The sequence below is a fragment of the Streptomyces sp. NPDC002698 genome (assembly GCF_042888945.1).
Lineage (GTDB): Bacteria > Actinomycetota > Actinomycetes > Streptomycetales > Streptomycetaceae > Streptomyces.
In genome coordinates this window covers 251457-269308 of sequence record NZ_JBIAQM010000002.1, presented here as the reverse complement: position 1 = coordinate 269308, position 17852 = coordinate 251457, and the positions used below count along the sequence as shown (strand labels likewise).

Annotated in this window: 16 protein-coding genes and 1 tRNA gene; 6 read left to right on the top strand and 11 right to left on the bottom strand. The window is 70.9% G+C overall.

What is annotated here, in order from left to right:
- Positions 1-21 precede the first annotated feature (21 nt).
- From ACFYW9_RS03555 to ACFYW9_RS03545, 3 genes are all read right to left on the bottom strand, one after another.
- On the bottom strand, positions 22-525 hold the full coding sequence (locus ACFYW9_RS03555; protein WP_389144177.1) for a three-helix bundle dimerization domain-containing protein: 504 nt from the start codon (positions 523-525) through the stop codon (positions 22-24).
- 254 nt (positions 526-779) lie between these two features.
- Entirely contained in the window at positions 780-1460 is a 681-nt protein-coding gene (locus ACFYW9_RS03550) for a lipoprotein (RefSeq protein WP_389144174.1), read from the bottom strand.
- A gap of 243 nt (positions 1461-1703) precedes the next feature.
- Positions 1704-2156 (bottom strand): phospholipase, encoded by a 453-nt coding sequence (locus ACFYW9_RS03545; RefSeq protein ID WP_389144171.1) that lies wholly within the window; start codon positions 2154-2156, stop codon positions 1704-1706.
- A 339-nt stretch (positions 2157-2495) separates the two neighbouring features.
- On the opposite strand from ACFYW9_RS03545, the gene ACFYW9_RS03540 reads away from it, so the two are divergent.
- The 4 genes from ACFYW9_RS03540 to ACFYW9_RS03525 all read left to right on the top strand — a co-directional run bounded on the left by ACFYW9_RS03540 (position 2496) and on the right by ACFYW9_RS03525 (position 5227).
- Complete coding sequence (locus tag ACFYW9_RS03540) at positions 2496-2942, top strand: SRPBCC domain-containing protein (RefSeq protein WP_389144168.1); 447 nt, start codon at positions 2496-2498, stop codon at positions 2940-2942.
- Positions 2939-3301, top strand: a complete 363-nt coding sequence (locus ACFYW9_RS03535) for an ArsR/SmtB family transcription factor (protein WP_389144164.1) — start codon at positions 2939-2941, stop codon at positions 3299-3301. Before ACFYW9_RS03540 ends, ACFYW9_RS03535 begins: the two co-directional genes overlap by 4 nt.
- A 404-nt stretch (positions 3302-3705) precedes the next feature.
- On the top strand, positions 3706-4305 hold the full coding sequence (locus ACFYW9_RS03530) for an isochorismatase family protein (protein WP_328673418.1): 600 nt from the start codon (positions 3706-3708) through the stop codon (positions 4303-4305).
- A 10-nt stretch (positions 4306-4315) separates the two neighbouring features.
- On the top strand, positions 4316-5227 hold the full coding sequence (locus ACFYW9_RS03525) for a GlxA family transcriptional regulator (RefSeq protein WP_389144159.1): 912 nt from the start codon (positions 4316-4318) through the stop codon (positions 5225-5227).
- 17 nt (positions 5228-5244) lie between these two features.
- Here ACFYW9_RS03525 and nhaA read toward each other — a convergent pair whose 3' ends face one another.
- Positions 5245-7146, bottom strand: coding sequence for a Na+/H+ antiporter NhaA (gene nhaA, locus ACFYW9_RS03520; protein ID WP_389144779.1), 1902 nt, complete (start codon positions 7144-7146; stop codon positions 5245-5247).
- Positions 7147-7436: 290 nt separating this feature from the next.
- Between nhaA and ACFYW9_RS03515 the strand changes: the two genes are divergently transcribed.
- Positions 7437-9824: an ATP-binding cassette domain-containing protein gene (locus tag ACFYW9_RS03515; RefSeq protein ID WP_389144156.1), complete on the top strand. Its 2388-nt coding sequence runs from the start codon at positions 7437-7439 to the stop codon at positions 9822-9824.
- Positions 9825-9997: 173 nt separating this feature from the next.
- Here ACFYW9_RS03515 and ACFYW9_RS03510 read toward each other — a convergent pair whose 3' ends face one another.
- The 7 genes from ACFYW9_RS03510 to ACFYW9_RS03480 all read right to left on the bottom strand — a co-directional run bounded on the left by ACFYW9_RS03510 (position 9998) and on the right by ACFYW9_RS03480 (position 16092).
- Positions 9998-10423, bottom strand: coding sequence for an organic hydroperoxide resistance protein (locus ACFYW9_RS03510; RefSeq protein WP_351860498.1), 426 nt, complete (start codon positions 10421-10423; stop codon positions 9998-10000).
- A gap of 92 nt (positions 10424-10515) precedes the next feature.
- Complete coding sequence (locus ACFYW9_RS03505) at positions 10516-11976, bottom strand: DHA2 family efflux MFS transporter permease subunit (protein WP_389144152.1); 1461 nt, start codon at positions 11974-11976, stop codon at positions 10516-10518.
- 120 nt (positions 11977-12096) lie between these two features.
- Positions 12097-13251 carry a diiron oxygenase gene (locus tag ACFYW9_RS03500; protein WP_351860495.1) on the bottom strand — a complete coding sequence of 385 codons (1155 nt, stop codon included), beginning with the start codon at positions 13249-13251 and terminating at the stop codon, positions 12097-12099.
- A 42-nt stretch (positions 13252-13293) separates the two neighbouring features.
- Positions 13294-14247 (bottom strand): diacylglycerol/lipid kinase family protein, encoded by a 954-nt coding sequence (locus ACFYW9_RS03495; RefSeq protein WP_389144147.1) that lies wholly within the window; start codon positions 14245-14247, stop codon positions 13294-13296.
- 51 nt (positions 14248-14298) lie between these two features.
- Positions 14299-14393: transfer RNA gene (locus tag ACFYW9_RS03490), tRNA-Ser, on the bottom strand.
- A gap of 92 nt (positions 14394-14485) precedes the next feature.
- Entirely contained in the window at positions 14486-15181 is a 696-nt protein-coding gene (locus ACFYW9_RS03485) for an SGNH/GDSL hydrolase family protein (protein ID WP_389144144.1), read from the bottom strand.
- Complete coding sequence (locus tag ACFYW9_RS03480; RefSeq protein ID WP_389144141.1) at positions 15178-16092, bottom strand: class I SAM-dependent methyltransferase; 915 nt, start codon at positions 16090-16092, stop codon at positions 15178-15180. Before ACFYW9_RS03480 ends, ACFYW9_RS03485 begins: the two co-directional genes overlap by 4 nt.
- 257 nt (positions 16093-16349) lie before the next feature.
- Here ACFYW9_RS03480 and ACFYW9_RS03475 point away from each other — a divergent pair, with 257 nt between their 5' ends.
- Positions 16350-17834 (top strand): MmgE/PrpD family protein, encoded by a 1485-nt coding sequence (locus ACFYW9_RS03475; protein ID WP_389144138.1) that lies wholly within the window; start codon positions 16350-16352, stop codon positions 17832-17834.
- The last annotated feature ends 18 nt before the right edge of the window (positions 17835-17852 follow it).

The following is a 17852-nucleotide window of genomic DNA, read 5'->3' as shown; positions in this document are numbered from 1 at the left end:
GTCACGGTGAGTACCGCGCGGTCATGGGCCCTCACCGGCACCGCCCAGGTCGGTCGCGGAGGCGGGCGCGGGCCGCAGCCTGGCGGGTATCAGCCGGCCCAGCAGGGGAGGGTGCCGCGGGCTCTCGGCGGACCGCTTCACCGTCCCGGCCGTCCCCGGCCCCCCGGCACCCGTGTCGCCGACGGCAGCCGGATCGGGGGCGGCCTCTTCCGCGGTGAGGCCGGCGAGCAGCGCGCGGACCCGGCGCTCGACCAGAATGGGGACGTACGTCCTGACCTTCGCCTGCCGGAAGGACCCGCGGGCCGTCGCGACCCCCTGGTCCACGACGGACGGGTCCACCGAGGGGTACGCGGCCTTCAGGCTCGTGGCCAGACGACGGAGGGCGACCGCCTCGTCCGGGCGGGCGTCCTCGGGAGCCGCCGGGGCCGCTGTCGTGACAGGGTCCGCGGGCGGGGCGGGAGCACGACTCGCCCCGCGTGACGCTCTGCTCTCGTCGGCCGTGGCTTCCGGTTCGTCCGTCTTCATCGTTCGACCACCCGCGCGCTCGCAAGTCCCGAGCCTCAAGGGGCGGAGACCGCAAGGCCAACGGTCACGATCCGGCTGCCCCGGGACGGCTCGACGGCCGGGTTCACGAGGCCGTCCCACTCATTCTGGGTCCGGTCGGTCGAAACCGCCTCACGGACGATCCGCCCGTGCGGTGCCCGCGTGGCGGCCGGTCCTGTGAGGCGGGTGGCGGTTCGTCGCCCGGTCGCTCGGGGAGGCCGGATCGCTCGCGGAGGTCAGGTGGTGCGCAGCGTCCGCCGGGCGAGCCGGTACGCGGGAAGCATCTCTGTGTGCTCCGCCGTGTCCAGTCCGCCGAGGTGCACGACGACCGGGCCGTCATCGGTGGTGACGGCGAAGGCGGACTCCTTCTTCGACTCCTGGAAGGCCTCACTGGTGTAGACGTACTCCACCTCGGCGCCGGACAGGCCGTCCGCGTCGAACGTGCGGTAGACCGCCTTGCCCGCGCCGTGCTCGGCGGCCACGAAGGCCTTGAGCACGGTGGCGGCGTCGTCGGCGCCCGGTTTCCCGGTCCAGACCCGGAGGTAGCCGATGTTCCCGGCGGGCTTGGCGTCGATCTCGCAGACGAGGGTGACCGGTCCCTGCCGGAGCAGCGTGTCCGTGACGTCCCCGGTCCCGTCCGTTCCGGTCGGGGCCTGTGCCGCCGCGTCGACGGACTGCGGCTTCCAGTCCTCGGCCGTGTCGAAGCTGACCGGCAGTTCGCAGGCCGAGCCCGCGGGACCGAGTGTGGCACCGCTCTTGGCCGTTGTACCGGTGGCACCGGAAGCCTGGTCCGTGGACGTCGCGCTCGTGCCCGCCTTCGGACTCTCGTCGGCGGTGGTCGAGCAGCCCGTCGCCACGACGGCCGACAAGGCCACGTACACCGCCCCTCGCCACCCGCCCCGTATCCCTGCAGCCATGATGTGTTCCCCCTACGGTCCTGTGGACACAAGGTAACGGAGGCACGGCTGGTGGGTGCGGGGCGGGTGGGTCGGGTCCGACTGCGGACCGGGAAACAGCGCCCGCCGTGATGGGCTGGGAGCTGACAGCCCGTCATTGATGTCCGGTCGGAGCGCGGTTGGTTCGAATCACACCGAGGTGCGGGCGGACACATGGCAAGTGTGTCTGCGCGCTGTCGAGGCTCCCGGTGGGTGGGCGGAGGGTCAGCCGAGGGCCTTGACGGCCTGGTAGTAGGTCCAGGCCGTGCTGTTGCAACTGGTCTTCGTGGCTCCACTGTATGCGGCGCAGACCCGCTTGAGGTCTTCGTAGAAGGCGCTGTCGAGACGGGACTTGTTGGCATCGAAGGCGCCGGCGGCCTTGTAGTTGCGATAGCCGAAGTCGTGGCGGGCACATGAAGTGGCGAAGGGGAAGCCGAACGGGTTGTCCGGTGACGTGGAGCAGTAGTCGGTGGACCAGTCGAAGGCGTACGCCGACCAGGCCGACTGGTTGGCGCGTGCGGCGACCCAGGTGTTGTAGCTCGACGCGCTGGTCTGGGTCCAGCTGGACAGGACTTGGGGCTTGTCGGCCGGGGCGGCGCTAGCGGCTGTAGCGGTCGCCGTGACGGCCACGAGGGCCATGGCCGAGGCGGCGAAGCCGGTGGCGAGTCTTTGGTGCATCCCAACACCTCCATGAGGCTGCGACCCGCCCGTCGGGCTGCAGGTTCATGACACGAATGATCGGCATCGCGACCCTCCTTGCATAGAGCTATGACCCCAACAATCAATTAACTCGGGGGAGTTGGGGGGTCATGTTTCATGCCTGCGACCACCATGGCCGACTATGGCTGGATGTGTTACTTGGGGTTAGGGGTGTCCTGGTCGGATCCCATTGGCACCTCGCGCACCCCGCCTTCCTCCACCCGCACCCCGTTCCTGACGTGCAACCGCAGGGTTGCGATGAAGGATGGGACGTGCAACCCTGGAGTTGCGTCATTGGCCGCTGTGAAGGAGTCCCTCATGTCCGAGGACCGGATCGAACGCGAAACCCTGATCGAAGCGCCCCTGGAGCGGGTCTGGCCGCTGGTGGCCGTGCCCGGGTTCTGGGTCGCCGACGAGGAGAGCCTGCCCACCACGGAGGGCAGGGCGGGCGAGTCGACCGTGGTCAAGAACGCCCGGTACGGCGAGTTCCCGGTGCGGGTGGAGAAGGTCGAGCCGCCCACGTACGTCGCCTACCGCTGGACCAGCGCCTTCCCCGGGGACCCGCTGAGCGACGGCAACAGCACGCTGGTCGAGTTCACTCTGATCCCGGAGGGTGCGAGCACGCGCCTGCGGGTCGTCGAGAGCGGCTTCGCGGCGCTGGCCGGCTCCGCCGAACTGCGGCACAAGGCCCACGAGGACAACAGCGACGGCTGGCCCCAGGTCCTGGACGCGTTCAAGAAGCGCGCCGCCCAGCCGTCGGTGTGACCGAGGAACGAGGCGAGGCCGAGGAGGTCGACAGCGTCCTCGCCGCGCTGGCCGACCCGACGCGGCGTCAAGTGCTCGACCTGCTGGCGGCCAGGGGTGAGGTCACGGCCACGAGACTGGCCGAGGAACTGCCCGTTTCGCGGCAGGCGGTGGTCAAGCACCTCGCCGTGCTGGACGCCGCAGGGCTCGTCACCGGGAGCCGGGTGGGGCGGGAGGTGCGGTACGCGGTACGGCCGGCCGCGCTGAACGCCACCGCCCGGTGGATGTCCGCCCTCGCCGCCGACTGGGACCGGCGCCTCGCGCACATCAAGCGCGTCGCCGAGGCCGCCGAGGCCGCCGAGCGAGCGTCACGCGGGTGATCGCCCTGTCGTGGTTTCCGGCTGCCCGACTCCGGGCGGCCGGAACCACGACAGGCGCCGGGCCCGGTGCGGCACGGGAACCATGTCCCATGCCCTCCCGTGTTCATGTCCCGAGCTCTTCCGTGTTCATGTCCCTTGTTCTTCCGTGTTCATGTCTCACTGTTCTCGCACGTTCATGTCTGTCCGGTGTGCAGTGTTCATGTCTGTCCCCATGTACATGTGTGGCGCCCCCGTGTTCATGTGCCCGTCGTTCGGCGCCGGAACAGGGGGACACGCATGACGGCCGGGATCGAGGAGCCGTCTTTCGGCCCGTCCCCGGCCGGCGCCGGACGTGACCGGATCGGTCCGCTCCCGGACCCGATAAGGCCTGTCCCCGTGGCGCGCGCCCCGGTCAGAGTGGGGACATGACCCGAGCACTGATCGTCATCGACGTCCAGGAATCCTTCCGCGCCCACCCCCTGTGGGACACCATCTCCAACCCGAAGATCACCGACCAGGTGGACCGGCTCGTCCGGCTCGCCCGCCGGGCCGGCGACACGGTGGTGTGGGTGCTGCACACGGAGCCCGGCAGCGGCGACGTCTTCGACCCCGCCCTCGGCCATGTCCGGCTGATGGACGAGCTCGAGCGCCAGGACGGGGAGCCGCTGATCCACAAGACCTCGCACAACGCCTTCACCACCACCAACCTCCAGCAACTCCTCACCGAGCGCGGTGTCCGCGAGCTCACGGTCTGCGGCATCCGGACCGAACAGTGCGTGGAGACCACCACCCGCCTCGCCAGTGACCTCGGCTACCAGGTCACCTTCGTCTCCGACGCCACCGCCACCAACCCCGTCCCGCACCGCGACGCCCCCGCCGGGCAGAGCGTGGCGGAACTCCTCGCGGACCCCCGCACCCTCGGCGCCGAGGACGTCATCAGGCGCACCGAGTACGCCCTGGCCGGACGCTTCGCCACCATTGCCACCGTCGACGAGCTGGAGACCGCCGCCGCGTCTCGGGCATGATGACCGGATCGTGAGCCACATCGTCTTCTTCCTGGTGCCCGGAGTCCATCTGCTGGACCTGGCCGGCCCCGCGCAGGTCTTCTCCACGGCCGGCGACTTCGGGCACCCCTACACCCTCGGCTACGTCGCCGAGGGGCCGCGGATCGTCACCGCCCAGGGGCTGCCGCTGGTGACCACGCCCGACTGGCCCGAACTCGGCCCCGAGGACCTGATCGTCGTGCCCGGCTGGCGCGCGCTCACCCTCGGCGACGGCCCTTCCATCGGTGAGGCGGCCCTGCGGGTCCTGCGGGACCACCATGCGCGCGGCGGCACCGTGGCCAGTGTCTGCGCGGGAGCCGACGCGCTCGGCCGGGCCGGACTGCTCGACGGACGACGCTGCACCACCCACCACGACGTCCAGGACGAACTCGCCCGCCGCTACCCACGGGCTGCCGTCGTCCGTGACGTCCTCTACACGGAGGACGACCGGGTCGTCACATCGGCGGGCATCGCCAGCGGGATCGATCTCGCCCTGCACCTGATCGCCACCCGGCACGGCCCGGCGGTCGGCGCGCAGGTGGCCCGGGACATGGTGGTCTACGCGCGGCGCAACGGCCACGAACCCCAGGCCAGCGCGATGCTCCGGCACCGGTCCCACCTCGACGACACCGTCCACCGCGCCCAGGACCTGCTCGACGCCCGCTTCGACCGGCCGGTGCCCCTGCCCGAACTGGCCGCGGCCGTCGGCGTCAGCGAACGCACCCTCACCCGCCTCTTCGCCCGTGCGACGCAGGGCCTCACACCGCTGCGCTACCAGCAGTCCCTGCGTCTGGAGCGCGCCGAGCACCTCATCAGCCACGGCGCCACCCTCGACGCCGCCGCCCGCGCCGTGGGCTTCGAGGACGCCCGCATGCTGCGCCGCCTGCGAGCCCGCGCGGCCTGAACCGGGTCCGGCGGCCCTCAGTTCTCCTGGCCCGCTCCGGTGAGCGTCGTCCGCTGGCGGGCGGCGCGCACGGCCGCCGTCAAGGAGGCGATGTCGTAGGCGCCGTAGTGACGGCGGCCGTTGACGAAGAACGTCGGCGTGCCCGAGACACCGCTGAGATCGGCCGACTCGACGTCCATGGCCACCCGGGCCGCGCCCGCTCCGCCCCTCAGGTCCTCGCGGAAGCGGCCGCTGTCGAGGCCGAGCCGGGCGGCGTACCGGAACAGGTCCTTCGGCCCCAGGTCGCCCTGGTGTCCCATGAGGAGGTCGTGCATCTCCCAGTAGCGGTTCTGGCGGGCCGCGGCCTCGGCGGCCTGCGCGGCGAGCTGGGCGTTGGGGTGCACATCGGTGAGCGGCAGATGGCGCCACACATAGCGGACGTCCCCGAAGTCGGAGAGCAGTTCGCGCACCACGGACTCGGCCAGACCGCAGTAGGGACACTCGAAGTCCCCGTACTCCACGAGCGTCACCGGCGCGTCGAGGGGCCCGCGCACATGGTCGCGCTCCACGTCGACGGGCTCGCTCAGATCGACGATCGTCTGGCCGGTGCCGAGGAGGGCCTGCGCGCGCGAGCGCGCGGTGAGCCTGCCGATCACCAGGGTGACGACCCAGGTGAGGAGGAACGAGCCCGCGACCGCGGCCAGAATGCCGATCTTCGCCTGCTCCAGCCGGTCGCCGTCGAAGGCCAGCGACGCGATCAGCAGCGCCACGGTGAAGCCCACGCCGGCCAGGGTGCCGCCCGCGGTGATGGCGCCCCAGCCCACGGGCGGGTGAAGGCGTCCCCGGCCGGCGCGCGTGGTGAGCCAGGTGCCGCCGATGATGCCGACGGGCTTGCCGAGCAGGTAGCCGAAGAAGATGCCGAGGGTGACCGGCGAGGTGAAGGCGTCGGCCAGCTGACCGGCGCCCAGGGTGATCCCGGCGTTGGCCAGGGCGAAGAGCGGCACGATCACGTAGCTGGTCCAGGGATGGAACATCTGCTGGAGCCGCTCGTTCGGCGAGAGCGTCGAGGCGAGACCACGGCGCACCGTGCGCTCCAGCTCCGGCGTCGGCTGTTCGCGAAAACGCCGGAACAGCCGGCTGGCGTGCTCCAGATCGCCGCGCTCGGCCGCGTACGCGTAGGTCAGCAGGCCCATCGCGAGCCCCGTCACCACGGGGTCGACGCCCGACTTCAGGAGCGCCACCCAGATCGCCACGCCCAGCACGCCGTACAGGGACGGAACCCGGGCGCCGATCGTGCGCCGCAGCAGCAGGACGACCGCGAACAGGGCGAGCGCCGTCAGCAGCGCGGGCACCTTGATGGTGTCGCTGTAGGCGAAGACGACGATGGCCAGGGCCAGGAAGTCGTCCACGACGGCGATGGTGAGCATGAAGACCCGGAGGGTGCCGGGCAGACGGGAGCCGAAGACGGCGAGCATGCCCAGGGCGAAGGCGGTGTCCGTCGACATGGCGGCACCCCAGCCGTGCGCCGCCGAGCCATGGCCCGAGGTGATGGCCAGGTACACGACGACGGGGACGACCATGCCGCAGAGTCCCGCCAGGAGCGGCAGGGTGACCCGGCGCCGCTCGCGCAACTCGCCCAGGTCGAACTCGCGCCGCGCCTCCAGACCGACGACGAAGAAGAACAGCGTCATCAGTCCGCTGTTCACCCACTCGCGCAGGTCCATCGACACTCCGCCCGACCCGACGCGGATCGACAGCTCCGTGCTCCACACCGTCTCGTACGTGTCAGGACCGATGTTGGCCCAGGCCAGCGCCAGCAGGGCGGCGGCGAGCAGCACGGCGGCACTGCCGGTCTCCGTCCGCAGGAACGCGTGCAGCGGACTGCGAGCGCGGTTGCCGCACTGCGTCCGGCCGGACATGGGCGACGTGTCGGAAGGCATGGTCACCCTCCGATTCTCGCCCCGGACCCGGAACTTCCCCAGACGACCGCCTGCCCGACCGGTCAGGATTCGAGAAGCGACGAGGGTCCCGCCTCGCCTAGCGTGGCGCGTGGAGGCCGTCACCTCACGTGGCCGGCACCGCCGACGACGTACGCCGTGGACGGTGCCCGCGTCCGCGTGGACGGAGTCGGCGAAGGTGGACCCGGCGTGCCGCGCGAAGCTGGTTGGATCGAGGCAGGCGATGCCGGCGGAGACCGCGAAGGCGGCCCCGCCCGACAGATGGAGACACGATGAGCAAGGCCACGAGGACGGACCCGCGGTCGTCCGCGCCGCATGGTGCCGACAGCCACGATCTGATCCGTGTGCTCGGCGCGCGCGAGAACAATCTCAAGGACGTCAGCATCGAGATCCCGAAGCGCCGGCTGACGGTGTTCACCGGCGTGTCCGGCTCGGGCAAGAGCTCCCTGGTGTTCGACACGATCGCCGCCGAGTCGCAGCGGCTGATCAACGAGACCTACAGCAGCTTCGTGCAGGGTTTCATGCCCACGCTCGCGCGGCCCGAGGTCGACGTCCTCGAAGGTCTGACCACCGCGATCATCGTCGACCAGCAGCGGATGGGCGCCGACCCCCGGTCCACGGTCGGTACCGCCACCGACGCCAACGCGATGCTGCGCATCCTGTTCAGCAGGCTCGGTGAGCCGCACATCGGGCCGCCCAGCGCGTACGCGTTCAACGTCCCCTCGGTCAGCGCGAGCGGTGCCATCACGGTGGAGCGCGGTGCCAAGAAGGCGGTGAAGGCGACCTTCAACCGCACCGGTGGCATGTGTCCGCGCTGCGAGGGCCGGGGCGCGGTCTCCGACATCGACCTCACCCAGCTCTACGACGACTCCAAGTCCCTCGACGAGGGCGCGATCACCATCCCCGGCTACGGCTCGGACGGCTGGAACATGCGCCTCTACAAGGAGTCGGGCTTCGTCGACCCGGCCAAGCCGATCAGCAAGTACACGAAGAAGGAACTCCACGACTTCCTCCACCACGAGCCGACCCGCATGAAGATCGCGGGCATCAACATGACGTACGAAGGGCTGGTCCCGCGGATCCAGAAGTCGATGCTCTCCAAGGACAAGGAGGCGATGCAGCCGCACATCCGGGCGTTCGTGGACCGGGCCGTCACCTTCACCGCCTGCCCCGAGTGCGAGGGCACCAGGCTCAGCGAGGGCGCCCGTTCGTCGAAGATCGAGCGGATCAGCATCGCCGACGCCTGCGCGATGCAGATCAGCGATCTGGCCGCATGGGTCCGCGGTCTCGACGAGCCCTCGGTCGCGCCCCTGCTCTCCGCGCTCGGGCAGACCCTCGACTCGTTCGTGGAGATCGGCCTCGGCTACCTCGCGCTGGACCGCCCGGCGGGCACGCTGTCCGGCGGAGAGGCGCAGCGCGTCAAGATGATCCGCCACCTCGGCTCCTCGCTCACCGACGTCACCTACGTCTTCGACGAGCCCACCGCCGGTCTGCACCCCCATGACATCCAGCGGATGAACGACCTCCTGCTGCGGCTGCGGGACAAGGGGAACACCGTGCTCGTCGTGGAGCACAAGCCGGAGACCATCGTGATCGCCGACCACGTCGTCGACCTCGGCCCCGGAGCCGGTACGGGCGGCGGCTCCGTCTGCTTCGAGGGCACCGTGGAGGAACTGCGGAAGGGCGGCACCGTCACCGGCCGCCACTTCGACGACCGGGCCCAGGTCAAGGAGACATCGCGCGAGCCCAGCGGCACGCTCCGGATCCGCGGCGCGTCGGCGAACAACCTGCGGGACGTGGACGTCGACATCCCGCTCGGAGTGCTCGTCGTCGTCACCGGGGTCGCGGGCTCCGGCAAGAGCTCGCTCGTGCACGGGTCCATCCCGGCCGGCGAGGGCGTGGTGTCGGTCGACCAGGCGCCGATCCGCGGTTCCCGGCGGAGCAACCCGGCGACGTACACCGGTCTGCTCGACCCGATCCGCAAGGCCTTCGCGAAGGCCAACGACGTGAAGCCGGCGCTGTTCAGCGCCAACTCCGAGGGCGCCTGCCCCACCTGCAACGGCGCCGGTGTCATCTACACGGACCTCGCCATGATGGCCGGAGTCGCCACCACCTGTGAGGACTGCGAGGGCAAGCGGTTCGACGCCTCGGTCCTGGAGTACCACCTCGGCGGCCGTGACATCAGCGAGGTCCTCGCGATGTCGGTGGACGAGGCCGTGGAGTTCTTCGGCGTCGGGGAGGCGCACACGCCGGCCGCGCAGCGGATCCTGGCTCGGCTCGCCGACGTCGGACTCGGCTATCTCACCCTCGGCCAGCCGCTCACGACCCTGTCCGGCGGCGAGCGGCAGCGCCTCAAGCTCGCCACGCACATGGCCGACAAGGGCGGTGTGTACGTCCTCGACGAGCCGACCACCGGCCTGCACCTGGCCGACGTCGAGCAGTTGCTCGGACTGCTCGACCGGCTCGTCGACTCGGGCAAGTCGGTCATCGTCGTCGAGCACCACCAGGCGGTCATGGCACACGCCGACTGGATCATCGACCTCGGCCCCGGAGCCGGCCACGACGGCGGCAGGCTCGTGTTCGAGGGCACCCCGGCCGACCTCGTCGCCGCCCGCTCCACCCTCACCGGCGAACACCTGGCGGCGTACGTCGGCGCCTGACGCGGCCCGCACCGGCGCGTGGGACGGGTCCCGGCCGCTTCCGGAACCCGTCCCACGCGGCGCCTTCGGCCTGCCGTGGCCGGGGTCGTCGGACGTCCGGGGCGGGAGGGGCCGGGACGGGCGAAGACCCCGCCGCCGGGAGTCGCGCCGGGGCGGGGTCCTCGTCGCGCGGGTCAGGCCGTCTTGATCGTGACCTCGATGTCGCCCCGGGTCACCTTGGAGTAGGGGCAGATCTCGTCGGCCTTCTCCACCAGGGTCTTGGCGGTGGCCTCGTCGACCGAGGGGATGTGGGCGGTGAGCTCGGCGACGATGCCGAATCCGGCGTCGTTGCGGCCGATGCCGACGCGGGCCGTCACGCTGGAACCGGTGATGTCGATCTTCTGCATCTGGGCGATGATCCCGATCGAGGCGTGGAAACACGCGCTGTAACAGGCGGCGAAGAGCTGTTCGGGGTTGGTGCCGCCGCCCGTGCCGCCCAGTTCCTTGGGCTGGCTGACGACGATGTCGAGCTTGCCGTCCTCAGTGGAGACACGGCCCTCTCGCCCGCCCTCGGCGGTGGCGACTGCGGTGTAGAGAGCTTCACTGGTCTTGATGGGCATTTCTTGCGTACCTTCCGTCGGTTTTATGTGTGCCGGGATCGGATGGACGGCGACCCGAGGGGCGGTGACCGGTGTGCGCCGCCCCTCGGGGGTCAGTGGGTGCCCGGCTTCGCCTCGGCCGGCTGTGTGGCATCGGCCGTGGCGCTCTGGGCGGCCTGCGTCTGGGGCGCGGCGGGCGGAGCCTTGATGACGAGCCCCAGGCCCGCGAGCCCGGACAGGGCGGTGACGATGGAGCAGAAGAGCAGGACGTGCCCGTAGTCGGACGCGTCGGTGCTCGCCTTGCTGAGCAGCGTGGCCAGCGTCGCGATACCGAAGGCGCCGCCGACCTGCCGGGCCGTCTGGTTGAGCCCGGTCGCCGCCGCGAAGCGCAGCGGGGAGACCGAGAGCGCGGCGGCGGTCGACGTGCCCGTGGTGATCGCGCCCATGCCCGCGCCCGCCAGGATGCCGGTGGGCAGCCAGTAGCCGAGGAAGTTCGGCTCGTCGGGCAGGGTGAAGGCGAGGAAGAAGCCGGTGCCCGCGAGGACGACCGCGCCGGCCACCACGACGGCTCGCGGGCCGTACTTCGTCTGGATCCTGCCCGAGTACAGGGCCACCAGCGTCGCCGCGAAGGCGCCGGGGGTCACCGCGAGGCCGGCCTTCAGTTCCGACCAGTGCCAGACCGAGGTGACGTACAGGACGCCGACCAGGAGCCAGGCGAACAGGCAGGCGCCGTAGAAGAAGACGGACAGGTTCGCCAGGGCGAAGGTCCGGCTGCGCCAGAGGCCGGTCTCCACGGCTGGGGCCTCGTGGGTCCGCGAGCGCAGCAGGGTGATCGCCATGGCGACGACGCCTCCGGCCAGGCAGCCCACCGTCGACGCGTCACCCCAGCCCCAGTCCCCGCCCTTGGAGATGCCGAGGCTGAGCAGGCCGATGCCGAGCCCGAGCAGGACGGTCCCGATCAGGTCCGGAACCCTGCTGCCCTCCGGACGGGAAGTCCGGGGAATGATGTGCGCGCGGAGCAGGAGCAGCAGACCGAACGGCACGTTGATCAGGAACAGCGACCGCCAGCCGAGGGTGTCGACCAGGACTCCGCCGATCGACGGGCCCACCGCGGCGGCGAACGCGGAGGCCGCGCTCCACTTGCCGATCGCGGCCCGGCGTTCCTCGGGCGGTGTGTCCATCAGGACGATGGCGAGAGACGCCGGGATCATCGCGGCGGCTCCGGCGCCCTGGAAGGCCCGGGCGGTCAGCAGGACGGGGAGATTCGGAGCCAGCGCGCACATCAGGGACATCGCGGTGAAGACGGCGATCCCCGCGGTGAACAGGGAACGCCGGCCGATCACGTCCGCGAGTCGGCCCGCCGGCGCCAGCAGGGCGGCGAACACCGTGGCGTACACGGTGATCACCCAGGACAGGTCCGCCAGGGCGGAACCCTCGAAGTCCTTGTGCAGATCTGGGATGGCCAGATTGACGATCGTCACGTCGAGGACGGCCAGGAACGTCGCACTCGACGCGAGGAGCAGCAGGGGCATGTACCCCCGCTTGGCCGCCGCTTCAGCGGGCCCAGCGCTCATCGCTTAACACCTCCAACATACCGATGGTTGGAATGTATCTGTGTGAGTGCTCAGCCGTCAATCGGGTTGTCACCGAGCGCAGCCGACTCGTCGCACATCTCCCCGGGCGTGCCCTTCACCTCACGCCGTCCGGCCGGTCCCCGGCGTACTCCCGGTGTCCGGCGAGTCGTCTGCCCCCGCCGCGACGGCCGCGTCCACCTCGGCGACACGGTCGGCCAGTTCGCGGTCCTCACGCTCGCGCTGCTCACGGCGCTCCCGGTCCAGCAGTTCGGCCTGCGCCTCGTCCGAGGCCATCAGGGCGAGCAGATCGCTCTTGGCCATGTCGAGGACACCCATGTCCGCGTAGGCCTTCTTGACCGCCGGCCCCCACAGCCCGATGTCCTTCACACAGGGGACGATCCGGGTGAACAGACGTGAGCGGAACGCCTGCATGCGGGGGCCCTTGTCCATGTACTCCATGCACTCGGCCATGTCGAAGCCGAGGTTCTCCCAGACCTCCTGCATCCGGAAGCGGTCCCGCATGAGGTAACAGCCCTCGACGACGAACTCCTCGCGCTCCGCCCTCTCCTTGGAGGTCAGCTGCGCGTAGTAGTCCCGCAGGGCGAGCCGCCCGAAGGCGACGTGCCGGGCCTCGTCCTGCATGACGTACGCGAGGATCTGCTTCGGCAGCGGCTTGTTCGTCTTGTCCCGCAGAATTCCGAAGGCGGCCAGCGCCAGCCCCTCGATCAGCACCTGCATTCCGAGGTACGGCATGTCCCAGCGCGAGTCCGAGAGCGAATCGCCGAGCAGGCTCTGCAAATGAGAGTTGATCGGGTACTCCATGCCGATCTTCTCCTTCAGGAAACGGGAGAAGATCTCGGCGTGCCTCGCCTCGTCCATCACCTGGGTCGAGGCGTAGAACTTCGAATCCATATCGGGAACCGATTCGACGATCCGCGCCGAGCAGATCATCGCCCCCTGTTCACCGTGCAGGAACTGGCTGAATTCCCAGGACGCCATGTGCCGGCGCATTTCCTGCCGCTCGCGTTCGTTGAGTTTCGCGTACTGCCGGGAGCCGTACAGGGCGAGCGTGTTCTCCGGAGTGCCGAGCGCGTCGTAGGGGTCGACCTCGGTCTCCCACGCGATGCGCGCCGTGCTGTCCCACTGCTTGTCCTTGCCCTTCTGGTACAGGCTCAGCAGCCGGTCGCGGCCCTCGTCGTAGTTCCAGGTGAAGTAGGTGTCGCCGGCCGTGGGCAGCACCCACCGGTCGTCGGCGGTGCGCTCGGCGCCGTGCATGGGGTTCTCCTCGGTATCCGGGGACCGCCGCGCCTTCCTGGCTCACGCCCGGTGCGGCGGTGCGAGAAACGGCAGGACGCCGGCCAGGAGGCCCACTGTGCAGCGGGCCCGCTCCCCGGTGGCCATCTCACCGTCGTACTCCAGGGACAGGGGCGCGCCGTCGGTGCGCTCCACGACGAAGTGCCGGCCCCGGGTGTAGATCACCCCGGGGCGTTCGACGTGCCGTCCCTCACGGGTCAGGTTCAGCAGTTCGATCAGGTCGCAGGTGCCGTCGAAGACGCACAGGTCGAGCAGTCCGTCGTCGAGCACGGAGTGCGGCATCAGCCTGAACTGCCCGGCGCGGTACCGGCCGCCGCCGATGTTGGTGAGCTGGACGGTGCCTTCGTGCACCATCTCGCCGTCCACCGTGATCCGTGTGGGGTACGGGGTGTGCGCCGCCACGACATCGGCCACCGCCTGCCGGTAGCGGTCGCGGCCCGCCAGGCCGGTGAGGCGGTTCGCCGTCGCGAGGACCTCCGCGACGACACCGGTGCCCGTGCCGAGCAGGGCGTAGGTGTCGCTCTCCTGGATGTGGGCCATGTCGATGTGCCGCACCCGGCGGGCGGCCCCGGACAGCGCCTCGGTCAGCGTCCGCTGCCACGGGAGGTCCGACCAGAGCTCGCGGTAGAAGGAGTTGGCGGTACCGGCCGGTACACAGAACAGCGCGGGCAGGGCCGCCCCGGGCCGTTCCAGCCGGGCGCGGACGAGCCCCGAGGCCACCTCGCGGGTGGTGCCGTCGCCGCCGGCCACGATCACCACGTCGGCCCCGTCGGCCACGGCCTTGCCGGCGATCTCCTCGGCGTGACCGCGGTCGCGGGTGCCGATCGCCGTCAGGTCCCCGACCAGTTCCGCGCACCGCCGGGCCAGGGTGCCGGCGTCGACGACGTCCGCACGTCCCGCCCCGGCGGCAGGATTGGTGATCAGTACACCGGAGTCCGCCCACCGGCCTGGCTGCATGCCTACTCTCCTGGTATCTCGACGGGCAGACGTCCGGAACCTGACACGGAGTGGCGGAGAGAGCAGGATTCGAACCTGCGAGGACGTTCACGCCCCGATCCGGGATGCTTCCCGGATCCCCGTTGGGCCGCTACGGGAATCTCTCCTCGTGCACCGAAGCGCTTGCCTCGAAGGCTCGCGGTCCGGTGCACGTCTCCAAGGTGCCAGGGCGTTCTGAGATCTCTCTGACACGGCCCTCTCAGTTGCCCGGCCGCGCCGCCAGATGCGCTCCGAGCCGCTCGAACACCGCTGACGCCAGGACGGCGTGGCCGCGCATCGAGGCGTGCAGCATGTCCGCGCTGAAGACGCTCCGGGAGCCGCTGGTGGGGTGGGCCCACATGTCGATGACCAGGGCGCCGTGCCGGTCGGCGACCTTGCGCACCTGGTCGTTGAAGATCTCGATGCGTCCGCTCAGGCCTCCGCCGCCGAGCTGTTCGGGGAAGACCTTGGTGATGTCCTGGATGGTGAAGACGAAGACGTCGGCGCCGCCCTCGCGCAACGGCCTCACCATCGCGTCGAGTTCGGCCTCCACCGCGCCCGCCGAGAAGTCACGGGCGAGCATGTCGTTGCCGCCGCACACCACCGAGGCGAGGTCGGGCCGGAAGTCCAGCGCCTCCTTGAGCTGTCCCGAGCGCACCTCGGCCGCCTTGAGATGGCGCACCCCCAGGTTCAGGTACTCCACGCCGGGGCCGACCCGCCGCAGAGCCTCCAGGACCCGCTCCGCCCAGGGCAGGTCCGTGTAGCCGGGCGAGGACTCCCCGAGCCCTTCGGCGAGGCTGTCCCCGATGACCGCGAAGCGGGTCCAGGGGGCGCCCTTCAGCAACCGGTCGGCGTCCTCGGGGGACAGGACGTGCGCGTCGGTCTGCTCGGCGGTGGGTCCTTCGGTCGTGGTCATGCTGCATCTCCGTTCTCCTGCGCGGCGCGTTCGGCCGCGATCAGGCCCATGAAGTCGTCGTCCTTGCAGTAGGGGTCGGCGCCTCCGTAGCGCCGTACGAGCTCGGGGACCCGTACCTCCTCGGTGGGCCAGAAGCCCGCCTCGCGCACGGCCTCGGAGGCCGCCTCCGGAGTCAGGCCGGTGACGTACGGCTCGCCCTGCGCGCCCACCTTGCGGGCCATCGACAGGGCGCCCTCGTAGGGGGTGGTGCCGTCGATGACGCTCTCGTCCATGTAGTCGAAGACGAGGCTGCTGCCCGGCGCGCACAGGTCCGTGAGGTGGTGCAGGGTGCGCTCGAAGGCGTCGCGGCGCAGGAAGAAGGTGACGCCCAGCCAGCCCACGACACAGGGGCTGCCGGGCTGGAAACCCGCGCCGTCGAGGGCTTTCGCGAGGGAGTCGCCGGCCTCGAAGTCGACGGGTACGTACGTGACCGACGGGGCGTCGACCGCCGCCTCCACCAGCGTCTCCAGCTTGGCGCGCTGCGTGGCCGGGTGGTCCACCTCGAAGTAGCGCAGCCGGTCGTAGCCGGGCATCCGCAGCGCGGTGGTGTCGTAGCCCGCGCCGAGCAGCACCACCTGGCGGATGCCGGTGGCGACCGCGCGTATCAGCTGGTCCTCGAAGAACCGCTGGCGCAGCAGGATCTCGGCGATGAAACCGCCGTGCGCCGAGTCCATCGCGGTCAGCCGCGCGAGCGCCTCCTCGGACGTCCGGGGGAGCGGGGGCTCGGTGACGAACAGCGAGGCGAAGCGGTCGTCGAGCAGCCGGCGCGCGGGTTCGACGACCGCGTCGGCGGCGCGGGCGCGCGCGGTGAGATACGCGGTGTCGCTGGGCAGACCCGATTGCATTCGGGTGGGCTGGTGCGGTGTCAGCATGGTGATTCCTTTCCGGGAATCCGGCTCGTGGCAGGCGCGGCAAGAAGCCGGCGAGCGAGGACGGTTCGCGTGCCGAATGTCTTACGCGTCCACTCCGGCGCGCCCCTGAGTAAGAGGGCGTTCCGTTTTCCGGGCCCGGATATTCCCGTCGTTTGCGAGGGTTCCCGGCCCTCGCGGCGTAACCAGAAAGAAGCAGGGCGGCGCATGAGGGCCGCCATGGGTGCCGATTCGTGAAACGGCCGCCGTGAAGGAGACCGATGACCCTCACCGAAGAACTCGCGGAATGGGCCCACGCCCTGCGGTTCGAGGACATACCGCCGGATGTCGTGGACATAGCGAAACTGCAGATACTGTCCCAGTGCGCGGCCATGCGCATCGGCGCGACCCATCCCCTGGGCCGGAAACTGGCCGAGGCCTTCGGACCGCCGTTGCAGCCCGACCCCCGGCGCGCGGCCTTCGTGCTCGCCGGTCTCGGATCGTGGCTGCACTTCGACGACACCGCGTTCGCCGGGCACCTGTCCAACTCGACGGTGGCCGTGCCCATGGCGTACGCGCAGAGCCAGGAGCTGGACGGGCGCGCTCTGCTGACCTCGGTGATCGTGGCCAACGAGTGCGCCGCGCGCGTCACCGCCTCGGCCACCCTGGGGCCCTTCCGCGGCCAGAGCGCCACCTTCACCCATGTCGTCGGCGCCGTCGCGGGGCGGCTGCGCGGTGAGAACGCCCCCGCGCGGCGCTGGGCCGACGCGCTCGGTCTCGGCCTGGGGCTGCCGCCGCGTACCGTGCCGATCGGGTTCCTCGGCGGCGACGCCAAGGTCTTCAGCGCCTCGACGCCCGTGTCCGTCGGACTGGACGCGTGCGACGCCGCGGCGGCCGGCTTCGAGGGCAGCCGGGAGATCCTGGAGCATCCGGAGGGATTCCTGTCCCGCTTCGCGGCCGTACCGCTGCCCGGAGCGGTGACCGCCGGGCTCGGGCGCCGCTGGCACACCCACACGACGTCGTTCAAGGTGCACCCCGGCGGTCCCGGCATGGACGCGGCGGTCGACTGCGGACTCGAACTCCACCGGGAGCTGGGGCCCGTCCGGGCACGGGACGTCACCGGGATCACCGTGGACACCTCGCTGTACACGGTGCTGGTGGACGCCCAGGCGGGGGCGCATCTGCGGGGCGCCGACTCGCCGGTGAGCGCGCTCGTCTTCGCCCTGCCGTACCTGCTGGCGACCGTCCTGCTCACCGGTGATCTGACCACCGGCGACTTCGCCGCGCCCGGGGTCGCGGACGAGGAGCGGTGGCGGCTCGCCGACCTGGTGAGCACGCGTCTCGACGACGCGATGACCTACGACCTGTTCCACAGCGAGGTTCCCTTCGGGGAGGCGCTCCGGCAGGCCGGTCCCCGGGCCGCCGAGTGGCTGCGGCCCTTCGGCGCGCGGCTGAAGGGCGACGGGCAGTGGCTCGTGGACCTGGTGGGCGAACTGGAGCCGCCGAGCGAGGACTTCCGGTCCGCGCGGAAGGTGACGGGCGCCCGCGTGACCGTCGACTTCCGCGACGGCCGCTCGGTGAGCCGGCGGGTGGACATCCCCGTGGGGGCGGTGGGCGGACCCCCGGCCGCCGCCCTGGTGCGCGAGAAGTTCCTCGGCACCGGGGGGAGCGCGGACACGGCGGACGCGCTGGCCGCCCTGGAGTCGGCCTCCGCCCAGGAGGTCACGAAGCTGCTGAACGCGGCGCTGGAGCGGACGACCGCATGAGCGGGAGAGCGGCCGGGG

Excerpts from the sequence above, each read along its gene's own strand:
- ACFYW9_RS03555 (WP_389144177.1), bottom strand. The coding sequence starts at position 525 with ATGAAGACGGACGAACCGGAAGCCACGGCCGACGAGAGCAGAGCGTCA.
- ACFYW9_RS03550 (WP_389144174.1), bottom strand. The coding sequence starts at position 1,460 with ATGGCTGCAGGGATACGGGGCGGGTGGCGAGGGGCGGTGTACGTGGCC.
- ACFYW9_RS03545 (WP_389144171.1), bottom strand. The coding sequence starts at position 2,156 with ATGCACCAAAGACTCGCCACCGGCTTCGCCGCCTCGGCCATGGCCCTC.
- ACFYW9_RS03540 (WP_389144168.1), top strand. The coding sequence starts at position 2,496 with ATGTCCGAGGACCGGATCGAACGCGAAACCCTGATCGAAGCGCCCCTG.
- ACFYW9_RS03530 (WP_328673418.1), top strand. The coding sequence starts at position 3,706 with ATGACCCGAGCACTGATCGTCATCGACGTCCAGGAATCCTTCCGCGCC.
- nhaA (WP_389144779.1), bottom strand. The coding sequence starts at position 7,146 with ATGCCTTCCGACACGTCGCCCATGTCCGGCCGGACGCAGTGCGGCAAC.
- ACFYW9_RS03515 (WP_389144156.1), top strand. The coding sequence starts at position 7,437 with ATGAGCAAGGCCACGAGGACGGACCCGCGGTCGTCCGCGCCGCATGGT.
- ACFYW9_RS03510 (WP_351860498.1), bottom strand. The coding sequence starts at position 10,423 with ATGCCCATCAAGACCAGTGAAGCTCTCTACACCGCAGTCGCCACCGCC.
- ACFYW9_RS03505 (WP_389144152.1), bottom strand. The coding sequence starts at position 11,976 with ATGAGCGCTGGGCCCGCTGAAGCGGCGGCCAAGCGGGGGTACATGCCC.
- ACFYW9_RS03500 (WP_351860495.1), bottom strand. The coding sequence starts at position 13,251 with ATGCACGGCGCCGAGCGCACCGCCGACGACCGGTGGGTGCTGCCCACG.
- ACFYW9_RS03495 (WP_389144147.1), bottom strand. The coding sequence starts at position 14,247 with ATGCAGCCAGGCCGGTGGGCGGACTCCGGTGTACTGATCACCAATCCT.
- ACFYW9_RS03485 (WP_389144144.1), bottom strand. The coding sequence starts at position 15,181 with ATGACCACGACCGAAGGACCCACCGCCGAGCAGACCGACGCGCACGTC.
- ACFYW9_RS03480 (WP_389144141.1), bottom strand. The coding sequence starts at position 16,092 with ATGCTGACACCGCACCAGCCCACCCGAATGCAATCGGGTCTGCCCAGC.
- ACFYW9_RS03475 (WP_389144138.1), top strand. The coding sequence starts at position 16,350 with ATGACCCTCACCGAAGAACTCGCGGAATGGGCCCACGCCCTGCGGTTC.